General features: G+C 69.3%; 8 protein-coding genes. 7 read left to right on the plus strand and 1 reads right to left on the minus strand.

Going from position 1 to position 12,887, the window contains the following annotated elements:
* Nucleotides 1-34: 34 nt before the first annotated feature.
* The 5 genes from ABZX79_RS33195 (at nucleotide 35) to serA (ending at nucleotide 8,659) form a co-directional block, all read left to right on the plus strand.
* On the plus strand, nucleotides 35-3,046 hold the full coding sequence (locus ABZX79_RS33195) for an EAL domain-containing protein (RefSeq protein ID WP_355266186.1): 3,012 nt from the start codon (nucleotides 35-37) through the stop codon (nucleotides 3,044-3,046).
* A 208-nt stretch (nucleotides 3,047-3,254) separates the two neighbouring features.
* Complete coding sequence (locus ABZX79_RS33200) at nucleotides 3,255-5,114, plus strand: acetolactate synthase large subunit (protein WP_355266308.1); 1,860 nt, start codon at nucleotides 3,255-3,257, stop codon at nucleotides 5,112-5,114.
* Nucleotides 5,115-5,140: 26 nt separating this feature from the next.
* The gene (gene ilvN, locus ABZX79_RS33205; protein ID WP_028813778.1) at nucleotides 5,141-5,668 is read left to right on the plus strand and encodes an acetolactate synthase small subunit; all 528 of its coding nucleotides are present in this window, start codon (nucleotides 5,141-5,143) and stop codon (nucleotides 5,666-5,668) included.
* 131 nt (nucleotides 5,669-5,799) lie between these two features.
* Nucleotides 5,800-6,801, plus strand: a complete 1,002-nt coding sequence (ilvC, locus tag ABZX79_RS33210) for a ketol-acid reductoisomerase (protein WP_355266189.1) — start codon at nucleotides 5,800-5,802, stop codon at nucleotides 6,799-6,801.
* Between the two features lie 265 nt (nucleotides 6,802-7,066).
* The gene (gene serA / locus ABZX79_RS33215) at nucleotides 7,067-8,659 is read left to right on the plus strand and encodes a phosphoglycerate dehydrogenase (protein WP_355266192.1); all 1,593 of its coding nucleotides are present in this window, start codon (nucleotides 7,067-7,069) and stop codon (nucleotides 8,657-8,659) included.
* A gap of 226 nt (nucleotides 8,660-8,885) precedes the next feature.
* Here serA and ABZX79_RS33220 read toward each other — a convergent pair whose 3' ends face one another.
* A complete protein-coding gene (locus ABZX79_RS33220) occupies nucleotides 8,886-10,007 on the minus strand; it encodes a helix-turn-helix domain-containing protein (RefSeq protein WP_355266195.1) in 1,122 nt (373 codons plus the stop codon).
* A 197-nt stretch (nucleotides 10,008-10,204) separates the two neighbouring features.
* On the opposite strand from ABZX79_RS33220, the gene ABZX79_RS33225 reads away from it, so the two are divergent.
* Both ABZX79_RS33225 and pruA read left to right on the plus strand, forming a co-directional pair.
* Nucleotides 10,205-11,131, plus strand: a complete 927-nt coding sequence (locus ABZX79_RS33225; protein WP_355266198.1) for a proline dehydrogenase family protein — start codon at nucleotides 10,205-10,207, stop codon at nucleotides 11,129-11,131.
* Between the two features lie 71 nt (nucleotides 11,132-11,202).
* Nucleotides 11,203-12,834, plus strand: a complete 1,632-nt coding sequence (gene pruA, locus ABZX79_RS33230) for an L-glutamate gamma-semialdehyde dehydrogenase (protein WP_355266200.1) — start codon at nucleotides 11,203-11,205, stop codon at nucleotides 12,832-12,834.
* Nucleotides 12,835-12,887: the final 53 nt, after the last annotated feature.

The following is a 12,887-nucleotide window of genomic DNA, read 5'->3' on the forward strand; positions in this document are numbered from 1 at the left end:
AGGCGCCCGGGGCGCCGCGTATCAGGGCGGCCCGGTGAGTGCCCCCGGCGCGCTCATCGCCCGGCAGCAGGTGCCCGGCAGCGGGACGACGCTGCTCTCGCAGCTCGTCCTCGCACTGGTCTGCGGCGCCTACGCCGTCGGCTCGGCCCTCGGCTGGGGCTCCGCCCAGATCGCCCTGATCATGGGCGACTTCGGCCTCGCCGCCGCCGCCCTGATCGCCGCGATCTCCTGTTTCCTCTACGCACGCGCGCGGGAGAGCCGGTTTCGGCCCGCCTGGCTGCTGTTCGCGATCTCCTCCGCGATGGCAGCCTGCGGGAACGCAGTGTGGGGCTGGTACGAAGTGGTGCTGGACCGCGAGGTCCCCTCGCCCTCCTCCGCCGACTTCTTCTTCCTCTGCTTCGGCCCGCCCGCCATCGTCGGCCTTCTGGTCCTCGCCAAGCGCCCCGTCACCCGGGCCGGCTGGGTCTGCCTCGCGCTCGACTCCTGGCTGATCGGCGGTTCGCTGCTCACGCTCTCCTGGAGCCTCGCTCTCGCGCACACCGCCGACTTCCAAGCGGAGAGCACGGCCCACGCCGCGCTGTCCCTGGCGTACCCGCTGCTCGACATCGCGCTGGTCAGCATGGTGCTGGCGCTGCACTTCCGGCGCTCCAACGCCAACCGCACCGCGATCAACACCGCGATCGCCGCCCTCGCCATGACCGTGGTGTGCGACGCGCTGTTCACCTCGCCGCTGCTGCGTGAGAACTACCGCTCGGGCCAGCTTCTCGACGCGGGCTGGTTCGCCGGCTCGCTGCTCCTCGCCTACGCGCCCTGGGGCGCGCGCCGCGCGGGGCAGTGGGGGGAGGGTGCTCCGTACAACCGGGGCAGCCGCAATCCGGGCACGCATGCTCCCGGCACCCGCACCCCGGGCACCCGCACCCAGGGCACCCACACTCCGGGCACGCACAAGGTGGGCCCGCACAATCCGGGCGGCCACAACCCGGGCACCCGCAACCCGGCCAGCCGCCCCATCGGCGGCTCACTGGCCGCCCTCACGCCGTATCTCGCCGCCGCCGTCTGCACCCTCGGCATCCTCTACAACGTCATCGAGGGCCGCCGCCCCGACCGCGTGGTGGTCCTCACCGGGTGCACGGTTGTGCTCGCTCTGGTCGTGCGCCAAGGCATCATGCTCCTCGACAACATCTCCCTCACCCAGGAACTGGCGCAGAAGGAAAACCACTTCCGCTCCCTGGTGCAGGGATCGAGCGACGTCATCATGATCGCCGCTCCGACGGGCATATTGCGTTACGTCAGCCCGGCGGCCTCCGGCGTCTACGGACGCGAGGCGGAGGAGCTGATCGGATCCGAGCTCGCCTCCCTCATCCACTCGGAGGATCTCGGCAGAGTCGTCCACGAGGTACGCCGCTTCCTGGCCGCGCCTCCCGCCGAGGAACCGACCACCCGCATCGAATGCCGCTTCAAATCGGGCACGGGGGAGTGGCTCAATGTCGAGTCCACCGTCAACCGGCACCAGGGCGGCCTGATCTTCAACAGCCGGGACGTGACCGAAAGGGTCCGCCTCCAGGCGCAGCTCCAGCACAACGCGGAGCACGATCCGCTCACCGACCTGCCCAACCGGGCGCTGTTCACCGCCCGGGTCCGCCAAGCCCTCAACGGCCGCCGTGTCGGCGATCCCGGTACGGCCGTGCTCTTCATCGACCTCGACGGTTTCAAGGCGGTGAACGACACCATCGGCCACCAGGCCGGCGACGAGCTGCTGATCCAGGCGGCCCGCCGCCTCCAGGAATCCGTACGGGTGGGCGACACCGCGGCCCGGCTCGGCGGCGACGAATTCGCCGCCCTCATCCTCGGCGAGGGCTCCAGGGATCAGGCCGCCCGCGAATGCCAGGTCCACGAGATCGCCGACCGGCTGCGCCTCACGCTGTCCCAGCCGTACCGGATCGACGGCAACGAAGTGCGGGTCGCCGCGTCCATCGGGGTCGCCTTCGCCGAGCCCGGCATCACCCCCACCGACCTCATGCGCAACGCCGACCTCGCCATGTACCGGGCGAAGGCGGCCGGCAAGGACCGGGTCGAGCTGTACGCGCCGCAGATGCAGGCCGAGGTGGTCCGCAGGACAGAACTGGCCACCCGGTTGCGCACGGCGCTCCACGACGGCGAGTTCGCGCTGCTCCACCAGCCGGTGGTCAACCTGGCGACCGGCCAGGTGGCGTCCGTCGCCGCCCAGGCCCGCTGGCGCTCCACCCAGGGCATCCTCTTCACGCCCGCCGAGTTCCTGCGGGTGGCCGACACCGGTGACTCCCAGGAGGGCGCCCGCACCGCGGAGCTCGGCCGCTGGCTCCTCGAAGAGGCGGTCGAGCAGGCGGCGGAGCGCAACCGGGCGGGCCACGAGGTGCCGGTCGCGGTCCGCCTCTCGGCCCGCAGGCTGGTGGACAAGTCCCTGCCGCTCGGCTCCATCGAGGCGCTCCTCACCCGGCACGGACTGCCCTCGGGCTCGCTGATCATCGAGCTGGCCGACAGCGACCCGCGGATCTCCTTCGACGAGCTGGAGCGGCGCCTGGTGTCGCTCCGCAGGCTCGGCGTGCGGATCGCGCTGGACGGCTTCGGCAGCGGGTACGCCGCCATCAACGCGCTGCGCCGGCTCCCCATCGACGTACTGAAGCTGGACCGTGGCCTGGTCGAGGGCGTCGTCGAGTCGGCCCGGCTGCACAAGATCACCAGCGGGCTGCTGCGGATCGCGTGCGACCTCGGGATGCAGTCGGTGGCGGATGGTGTCGACGTACCGGAGCAGGTGGTCGCCCTGCGGGCCATGGGGTGTACGCACGGGCAGGGGATGGCCTTCTCGGGGCCGCTCGACGAGTACCGGCTGCGGCGGGCGCTGGTGCGCGGTGAGTTCCCCGTGCCGGGCGGGACGGCGGCCCTGTCCGTTCTCGCAGGCGGATCGGGTGGATCGCTTCCCGTACGTCATGTGGGCGCGAACGGAAGCGAAACGATCACACGTCCTCCATTGCGCTCAAATAGTGAGACGCCCGTCCCACCTACTTGACAGGCCCGGGGCGCCGGAGGGAGGGTCAGTGCCATGCGCACCCGAATTCTCGTACTTGGAAAGCGCGTCGGCTGAAGCAGAGCACGCACACGCAGCTCTGCAGACCGCACCGGCGCGCTCCCCTCGCTTGCCTCACGGCACGGGGGGTTTTTTGTTGCACTGGCACTTCCCAAACCCTCGTAAAATGACCCTCAGCTTCGAGAAGAGAATGCCGATGACCGAGCAGGCCTCCGGGGCCCACCATCCGCAGCCGCGGCCCCGCAACGGCGGACACCACGCCACCACCGTCGAGCACGTGACGGGCGCCCAGTCGCTCATCCGCTCGCTCGAGGAAGTGGGCGCCGACACGGTATTCGGCATTCCCGGCGGCGCCATCCTGCCGGCGTACGACCCGCTGATGGACTCCAAGAAGGTCCGCCACGTCCTGGTCCGCCACGAGCAGGGCGCCGGTCACGCGGCGACCGGCTACGCGCAGGCCACCGGCAAGGTCGGCGTGTGCATGGCCACTTCGGGGCCCGGTGCGACGAACCTGGTCACTCCGATCGCCGACGCCCACATGGACTCCGTCCCCATGGTCGCGATCACCGGCCAGGTCGCCTCCAAGGCGATCGGCACAGACGCCTTCCAGGAGGCGGACATCGTCGGCATCACCATGCCGATCACCAAGCACAACTTCCTGGTCACCAAGGCCGAGGACATCCCGCGCACGATCGCCGAGGCCTTCCACATCGCCTCGACCGGACGCCCGGGCCCGGTCCTGGTCGACATCGCCAAGGACGCCCTCCAGGCGAAGACCACGTTCAGCTGGCCGCCGAGCCACGACCTGCCCGGCTACCGTCCGGTCACCAAGCCGCACGCCAAGCAGATCCGCGAAGCCGCCAAGCTGATCGTCCAGGCCAAGCGCCCCGTGCTGTACGTCGGCGGCGGCGTCATGAAGGCGAACGCGACCGCCGAGCTGAAGGTCCTGGCCGAGCTCACCGGCGCCCCCGTCACCACCACCCTGATGGCGCTGGGCTCGTTCCCCGACAGCCACCCGCTGCACGTGGGAATGCCGGGCATGCACGGTGCGGTCACCGCCGTCACCGCGCTGCAGCGGGCCGACCTGATCGTCGCCCTCGGAGCCCGCTTCGACGACCGCGTCACCGGCAAGCTGGACAGCTTCGCCCCGTACGCCAAGATCGTCCACGCCGACATCGACCCGGCCGAGATCGGCAAGAACCGCGCCGCGGACGTGCCGATCGTCGGTGACGCCCGCGAGGTCATCGCCGACCTCGTCCAGGCAGTCCAGGCCGAGCACACCGAGGGCAACACCGGCGACTACGCGGCCTGGTGGAACGACCTCAACCGCTGGCGCGACACCTACCCGCTCGGCTACGACCTGCCGGAGAACGGCCAGCTGTCCCCGCAGCAGGTCATCCAGCGCATCGGCCAGCTCGCCCCCGAGGGCACCATCTACGCCGCGGGCGTCGGCCAGCACCAGATGTGGGCCTCGCACTTCATCCAGTACGAGCAGCCCGCCACCTGGCTGAACTCGGGCGGCGCGGGGACGATGGGGTACGCCGTCCCGGCCGCCATGGGCGCCAAGGCCGGCATGCCGGAGCGTACGGTCTGGGCCATCGACGGCGACGGCTGCTTCCAGATGACCAACCAGGAACTGACCACCTGCGCGCTCAACAACATCCCGATCAAGGTCGCCATCATCAACAACGGCGCGCTCGGGATGGTCCGCCAGTGGCAGACGCTCTTCTACAACCAGCGCTACTCCAACACCGTGCTGCACAGCGGCCCGGACGCCGACGGCAAGCAGCCGAGCGCCGGCACCCGGATCCCGGACTTCGTGAAGCTGTCCGAGGCCATGGGCTGCCACGCGATCCGCTGTGAGGACCCGGCCGACCTGGACAAGGTCATCGCCGAGGCCAATGCCATCAATGACCGCCCGGTCGTGGTCGACTTCATCGTGCACGAGGACGCCATGGTCTGGCCGATGGTGGCCGCGGGCACCTCCAACGACGAGGTCATGGCCGCCCGCGGGGTGCGCCCCGACTTCGGCGACAACGAAGACGACTGAGCAGACGAGAGAGAGACTTCAAGCCCATGTCCAAGCACACCCTCTCCGTCCTGGTCGAGAACAAGCCGGGCGTCCTCGCGCGGATCACGGCCCTGTTCTCCCGCCGCGGATTCAACATCGACTCCCTCGCGGTGGGCACCACCGAACACCCCGAGATCTCGCGCATCACCATCGTGGTGAACGTGATCGAGGCACTGCCGCTGGAGCAGGTCACGAAGCAGCTGAACAAGCTCGTCAACGTACTGAAGATCGTCGAACTTGAGCCGAGCGCCGCGATCCAGCGGGAGCTCGTCCTGGTGAAGGTGCGGGCCGACAACGAGACGCGCTCGCAGATCGTCGAGATCGTCCAGCTGTTTCGCGCCAAGACGGTCGACGTCTCCCCGGAGGCCGTGACCATCGAGGCCACCGGCGGCGCCGACAAGCTCGAAGCGATGCTCAAGATGCTGGAGCAGTTCGGCATCAAGGAGCTCGTCCAGTCCGGGACGATCGCCATAGGGCGCGGCTCCCGGTCCATCACGGACCGCAGCCTGAGGGCCCTCGACCGCTCGGCCTGACCGAGCTCCGAGCTCCCGTCCCGCTGTTCGCATAGCGCTGTGAAATCTGCTCGCATAGCGAGACCCGAAATCCTTCATTCCGCACCCCGCCGTACGGTGGGAAGCACAACCAGCACTCAAGGAGAATCCCAGTGGCCGAGCTGTTCTACGACGACGATGCCGACCTGTCCATCATCCAGGGCCGCAAGGTCGCGGTGATCGGTTACGGCAGCCAGGGCCACGCCCACGCGCTGTCGCTCCGTGACTCGGGTGTCGACGTCCGGGTCGGTCTGCACGAGGGCTCCAAGTCCAAGGCCAAGGCCGAGGAGCAGGGTCTGCGCGTGGTGACCCCGGCGGAGGCTTCCGCCGAGGCCGACGTCATCATGATCCTGATCCCGGACCCGATCCAGGCCCAGGTCTACGAGGAGTCCATCAAGGGCAACCTGAAGGACGGCGACGCGCTGTTCTTCGCCCACGGCTTCAACGTCCGCTTCGGCTTCATCAAGCCCCCGGCCGGCGTCGACGTCGCCCTGGTCGCCCCGAAGGGCCCGGGCCACCTGGTCCGCCGTCAGTACGAGGAAGGCCGCGGCGTTCCGGCGATCGCCGCCGTCGAGCAGGACGCCACCGGTTCCGCCTTCGCGCTGGCCCTCTCGTACGCCAAGGCCATCGGCGGCACGCGAGCGGGTGTCATCAAGACGACCTTCACCGAGGAGACCGAGACCGACCTGTTCGGTGAGCAGGCCGTGCTCTGCGGCGGTGCGTCGGCGCTCGTCAAGGCCGGTTTCGAGACCCTGACCGAGGCCGGCTACCAGCCGGAGATCGCGTACTTCGAGTGCCTCCACGAGCTCAAGCTCATCGTGGACCTCATGTACGAGGGCGGCCTGGAGAAGATGCGCTGGTCGGTCTCCGAGACCGCCGAGTGGGGCGACTACATCACCGGCCCCCGCATCATCACCGACCAGACCAAGGCCGAGATGAAGAAGGTCCTCGCCGAGATCCAGGACGGCACGTTCGCCAAGAACTGGATGGACGAGTACCACGGCGGTCTGAAGAAGTACGACGAGTACAAGACGAAGGACTCCGAGCACCTGCTGGAGACCACCGGCAAGGAGCTCCGCAAGCTCATGAGCTGGGTCAACAACGAAGAGGCGTAAGCCTTGAGGCACGGGGGCCGCGGCGTATCGCCGCGGCCCTTCGTGCACCACCGGAAAGCACACCGGAAAGCACAACTGGACAGAACGTCCAGCCACGGACGGGTGATCTTACGCTGAGGCGGAAGACCGAGTGCCGGGCGCCACTAGACTGCTTCCATACATATACGCGTCAGGCCCACAGCGTCGTGCGTCTTCCACGCGGCTAGCCCCTCCACCGCCTGCGGCCGTCGGGACGGCCGTCCGCAAAGGACCAGTGAGGACTCACGTGAGCTCGAAACCTGTCGTACTCATCGCTGAAGAGCTGTCGCCCGCCACAGTCGACGCCCTGGGCCCGGACTTCGAGATCCGGCACTGCAACGGCGCCGACCGGGCAGAGCTCCTGCCGGCCATCGCCGACGTGGACGCGATTCTCGTCCGCTCCGCCACCAAGGTCGACGCCGAGGCCATCGCCGCGGCGAAGAAGCTCCGCGTCGTCGCCCGTGCCGGTGTCGGCCTCGACAACGTCGACGTCTCCGCCGCCACCAAGGCCGGCGTCATGGTCGTCAACGCGCCGACGTCGAACATCGTCACCGCCGCCGAGCTCGCCTGCGGCCTGCTCGTCGCCACCGCGCGCAACATCCCGCAGGCCAACACCGCCCTGAAGAACGGCGAGTGGAAGCGCTCGAAGTACACGGGCGTCGAGCTGAGCGAGAAGACCCTGGGCGTCGTCGGCCTCGGCCGCATCGGTGTCCTGGTCGCGCAGCGCATGTCGGCCTTCGGCATGAAGATCGTCGCGTACGACCCCTACGTACAGCCCGCGCGCGCCGCCCAGATGGGCGTCAAGCTGCTCACGCTGGACGAGCTGCTCGAGGTCGCCGACTTCATCACCGTGCACCTGCCGAAGACGCCCGAGACGCTCGGCCTGATCGGCGACGACGCGCTGCACAAGGTCAAGCCGGCCGTACGCATCGTCAATGCCGCGCGCGGCGGGATCGTCGACGAGGCGGCGCTGTACTCCGCCCTCAAGGAGGGCCGGGTCGCCGGCGCGGGCCTCGACGTGTACGCGAAGGAGCCCTGCACCGACTCCCCGCTCTTCGAGCTCGACCAGGTCGTCTGCACGCCGCACCTCGGTGCTTCGACGGACGAGGCGCAGGAGAAGGCGGGCATCGCGGTAGCCAAGTCCGTGCGGCTCGCGCTCGCCGGTGAGCTCGTGCCGGACGCGGTCAACGTCCAGGGCGGTGTCATCGCCGAGGACGTACGTCCCGGTCTGCCGCTCGCCGAGAAGCTCGGCCGGATGTTCACCGCGCTCGCGGGCGAGGTCGCGGTGCGGCTCGATGTCGAGGTGTACGGCGAGATCACGCAGTACGACGTCAAGGTGCTCGAACTGTCCGCCCTCAAGGGCGTGTTCGAGGACGTCGTCGACGAGACCGTGAGCTACGTCAACGCGCCGCTCTTCGCGCAGGAGCGCGGGGTTGAGGTGCGGCTGACGACGAGCTCGGAGTCCCCGGACCACAAGAACGTCGTCACCGTGCGCGGCACGCTGTCCGGTGGCGAGGAGGTTTCGGTCTCGGGCACGCTGGCCGGGCCGAAGCACCTCCAGAAGATCGTCGGAATCGGCGAGCACGCCATCGACCTGACGCTGGCCGACCACATGGTCGTCCTGCGCTACCAGGACCGTCCGGGCGTCGTCGGCACGGTCGGCCGCATCCTCGGCGAGGGTGGGCTGAACATCGCCGGCATGCAGGTCTCGCGCGCGGATCAGGGGGGCGAGGCGTTGGCCGTTCTGTCCGTGGACGACAAGGTTCCGGCGGCGGTTCTGAGCGAGATCGCGGCTGAGATCGGGGCGGCCTCGGCGCGCTTCGTGAACCTGGCCGACTGAGCCTGGCTCTCACGCTTCACTCCCGTACCCGGTACTCGGACGCCTGCCTTGCGCGGGGGTCCGGGTGCCGGGTACGGGTGCGTTCGGATGCGGGTGCCTGCGGCGCTTTTCCCCTACCCGCCCCTTCCCGCAACTGGGGCTCCGCCCCAGACCCCGGTCCTCAAACGCCGGACGGGCTGGAGTTGCCTGGGGTGGCGCGGACGGGCTGGAGTTGGCGGTGCGGGGGTCAGAGGCGGGCTGCCTTCAGGGACATGTGGAGGAGTAGGCGGTCCTCTCCGTTGTGGAGGTCCAGGCCGGTTAGTTGTTCCACGCGGGACAGGCGGTAGTAGAGCGTCTGGCGGTGGATGTTCAGGGCGGTCGCGGTGCGGGCCGCCTGGCCCGCGCAGTCCAGGAACGTTTCCGCTGTGCGGGCCAGTTCGGCGTGCGCGGGGTCGAGGAGGGGGCGTACCGCGGGGTCGACCGGGTGACCGGGGCCGCTGTCGGGGAGTGCGGCCAGCAGGCGGTACGGGCCGATGCCCGACCACTCCGCGACCGGGCCGAGGTGGGGTCGCGCCAGCGCCGCCCGGGCCGCGGCCGAGGCTTCGCGCCATGCGCCCGGCAGGTCTTCGAGGGCGTGTACCGGGTTGCCGATGCCTACGACCCGTCCCGCCGCGGTGAGGAAAGTGGCCGCCGCCTGGTGGGCGGGGGAGAGGTCGGCCGGCGTACGGATGCGGATCAGGGCCGCGATGCGCGGGCCGGCCGGCCCCGGCACCGGAAGCAGGCACAGCGCGGCCGCGCCCGGGACCTTGGGCACACCGGGTACGGCTTCCGGCCACGGTGCTACGCACAGCAGGGCGTACGTGCCACCGTCACCCAGCGCCGCACCCAGCGAGGCCAGCGCCGCCGCCCGGCTGTCGGCGGAGTCCGAGGTGAGCAGGGTCAGAAGATGCGGGCCGAGGTCGGCGCGGGCGCGGGCCTCGTCGGCGAGGAGTTCGCCGATCCGGGCACAGACCGCCATCGCCGAGGCGGGGACGGGCCCGGGCGGGCCGCTGTCCCCGGCGAGCAGCCACACGTAACCGTGGATGATGCCCCGATGGCGTACGGGCAGGCAGAGCCGGCCGCGCAGCACTCCCGCGGCGGGATCGGCCGGGATGTACACCGGGGCTTGTGCCGTGGCGATGCCGAACTTCTCGAACCACGCGCGCACCTCGGCCGTCGAGCGGCGGGTGAGGATCGAGCGCGTACGGACCGGGTCCAGGGTCGATTCGTCGAAACCGCTGCCGCTGTCGTGCGCGCCGAACGCGATCAGCCGGAAATCGCGGTCCTCCAGCGTCGCGGGCGCGCCGAGCAGCGCAGAGATCTCGTCCACCAGGTCTTGGTAATCGCCCTTCACGCTTCTCATTCTCGCAGCACTTCAGACATCTGTATGAGATAGACGCCACGGATGCGTGACAGCTGTCGATGGTTCAAGATGCGAGCGATCCTTAGATTTCACGGTGGTTATCCGTGCCGTACCGAAAATCCCTGGTCGCGGCCCCCTTCGAGCCTTTTCCGTGGAGGTGCCCCGTGCTGGGTCCCGTGATCCTCGCCGCTTCGCGCAGCGACAAGATGCGCCGCTTCGTGTCGGCTGCCCCGGGCACCAAACAGGTCGTCGGCCGGTTCATCGCCGGTGAGACGGTCGAGGAAGTCATTCCGATCGTTCAGGAGGCGGCGGCCAAGGGGCTCGACGTCACGCTGGACTACGTGGGCGAGGACATCACCACGCGCCAGCAGGCCTTCGCCGCCCGTGACGCGTACCTGGAGCTGATCGAGCACCTCAGGGACCTCGGTCTGGGCGCCAGGGCCGAGATGTCGGTGAAGCTGTCGATGTTCGGCCAGGCGCTGTCCGGCGGCCACGAGCTGGCGCTCGCCAACGTCCGTCCGGTGGTCGAGGCCGCCGCCGAGATCGGCACCACGGTCACGCTGGACGCCGAGGACCACACCACCCTCGAGTCGATGTTCGCCATCCACGAGGAGCTGCGGAAGGACTTCCCGCAGACCGGCTGCGTGATCCAGGCGTACCTGTTCCGCACCGAGGACGACGCGCGCCGCCTGTCCGGGGCCGGCAGTCGCGTCCGTATCGTCAAGGGCGCCTACAAGGAGCCCGCGACCGTCGCGTTCCAGGACAAGGCCGAGATCGACAAGGCGTACGTCCGGATCCTGAAGATCCTGATGGCCGGTGACGGGTATCCGATGATCGGGTCGCACGACCCGCGACTGATTGCCATCAGCCAGGAGCTCGCGCGGCGTGCCGGGCGCAAACTGGATGAGTACGAATTCCAGATGCTGTACGGGATCCGCAGCGAAGAGCATGTGCGGCTCGCGGCAGAAGGACACCGGATGCGTGTGTACACCGCGTACGGCACCGACTGGTACGGCTACTTCATGCGGCGCCTCGCGGAGAAGCCGGCCAACCTACTGTTCTTCGTCCGCTCGATGATCACCAAGAACTGACCCAAGAACTGACCCAGGACCTGACCCAAGGGCCGAGCCCTTCCACCCCTCACAAAGGAGTCAAGGAACTCATGGACGCTGTCACCCAGGTCCCCGCCCCGGTCAACGAGCCGGTGCACACCTACGCCCCCGGTTCGCCGGAGCGTGCGCGCCTCGAAGCCAAGCTCAAGGAGCTGGCCGAGAACCCCCGCGACCTCCCGATGACGATCAACGGTGAGAAGCGGATGGGCGGCGGCGAGCGCTTCGACGTCGTACAGCCGCACAACCACAAGGCCGTCCTCGGCACCGCCGCCCACGCCACGCAGGACGACGCGCGGGACGCGATCGACGCCGCGCTGGCCGCCGCTCCGGCGTGGCGCGCGATGTCCTTCGACGACCGCGCCGCGATCATCCTGCGCGCCGCCGAGCTGCTGTCGGGCCCGTGGCGGGAGACGCTCGCCGCCTCGACCATGCTCGGCCAGTCGAAGACCGCCCAGCAGGCCGAGATCGACACGCCGTGCGAGCTCATCGACTTCTGGCGCTTCAACGTGAAGTACGCCCGTGACCTGCTCGCCGAGCAGCCGCCGGCGAACTCCCCGGGTGTGTGGAACCGGCTGGACCACCGTCCGCTGGAGGGCTTCGTCTACGCGATCACGCCGTTCAACTTCACGGCGATCGCCGGCAACCTGCCGACCGCTCCCGCCCTGATGGGCAACGTGGTGGTCTGGAAGCCGTCCCCGACGCAGACCCACGCGGCCGTGCTGCTGATGGAGCTCCTGGAGGAGGCGGGCCTTCCCAAGGGCGTCATCAACCTGGTCACGGGTGACGGCATCGCCGTCTCCGAGGTCGCGCTCAACCACCGCGACCTGGCCGGGATCCACTTCACCGGTTCGACCAAGACCTTCCAGTACCTGTGGAAGACGGTCGGCAACAACATCGAGAAGTACCGCTCGTACCCGCGCATCGTCGGCGAGACCGGCGGCAAGGACTTCGTCGTCGCGCACCCGAGCGCCGACCGCGCCGTGCTGAAGACCGCGCTGACGCGTGGCTCGTTCGAGTTCCAGGGGCAGAAGTGCTCCGCTTCGTCGAGGGCGTACATCCCGGCCTCCATCTGGGAGTCCGGCTTCAAGGAGGAGTTCGCGGCCGAGGTCGACGGCATCACCATGGGTGACGTCACCGACCTGTCGAACTTCATCGGCGCCGTCATCGACGAGCGTTCGTTCGCCAAGAACAAGGCCGCGATCGACCGCGCCGCCGCCGACCCGACGTGCACGATCATCGCGGGCGGTACGTACGACGACTCGGTCGGCTACTTCGTCCGCCCGACGGTCATCGCGTGCACGGACCCTTCGAGCGAGGTCTTCGCGACCGAGTACTTCGGCCCGATCCTCGCGGTCCACGTCTACGAGGACGAGAAGTACGACGCCATGCTGGAGCAGATGGAGTCGGTCTCCGACTACGCCCTGACCGGCGCCGTCATCTCCAGTGACCGCGCGGCTGCGGCGTACACGATGAACAAGCTCCGTTACGCCGCGGGCAACTTCTACATCAACGACAAGGCGACCGGCGCCGTCGTCGGCCAGCAGCCCTTCGGCGGCGGCCGCGCGTCCGGTACGTGCGACAAGGCCGGCGCACCGCAGAACCTCCAGCGCTGGACCCTGACCCGGGCCATCAAGGAGACCCTGGTCGCGCCGACCGACTACACGTACCCGCACCAGGGCTGACCCCTCCACGGCGCGCGGCTCCCGTCGCGCGGCCTGCGAAACCACCGCCCCCG

The organism is Streptomyces sp. NPDC002994 (assembly GCF_040611155.1).
In the GTDB taxonomy this organism is placed as follows: domain Bacteria; phylum Actinomycetota; class Actinomycetes; order Streptomycetales; family Streptomycetaceae; genus Streptomyces.

Coding starts and splice junctions, on each gene's coding strand:
- ABZX79_RS33200 (WP_355266308.1), top strand. CDS start 3,255: ATGCCGATGACCGAGCAGGCCTCCGGGGCCCACCATCCGCAGCCGCGG.
- ilvN (WP_028813778.1), top strand. CDS start 5,141: ATGTCCAAGCACACCCTCTCCGTCCTGGTCGAGAACAAGCCGGGCGTC.
- pruA (WP_355266200.1), top strand. CDS start 11,203: ATGGACGCTGTCACCCAGGTCCCCGCCCCGGTCAACGAGCCGGTGCAC.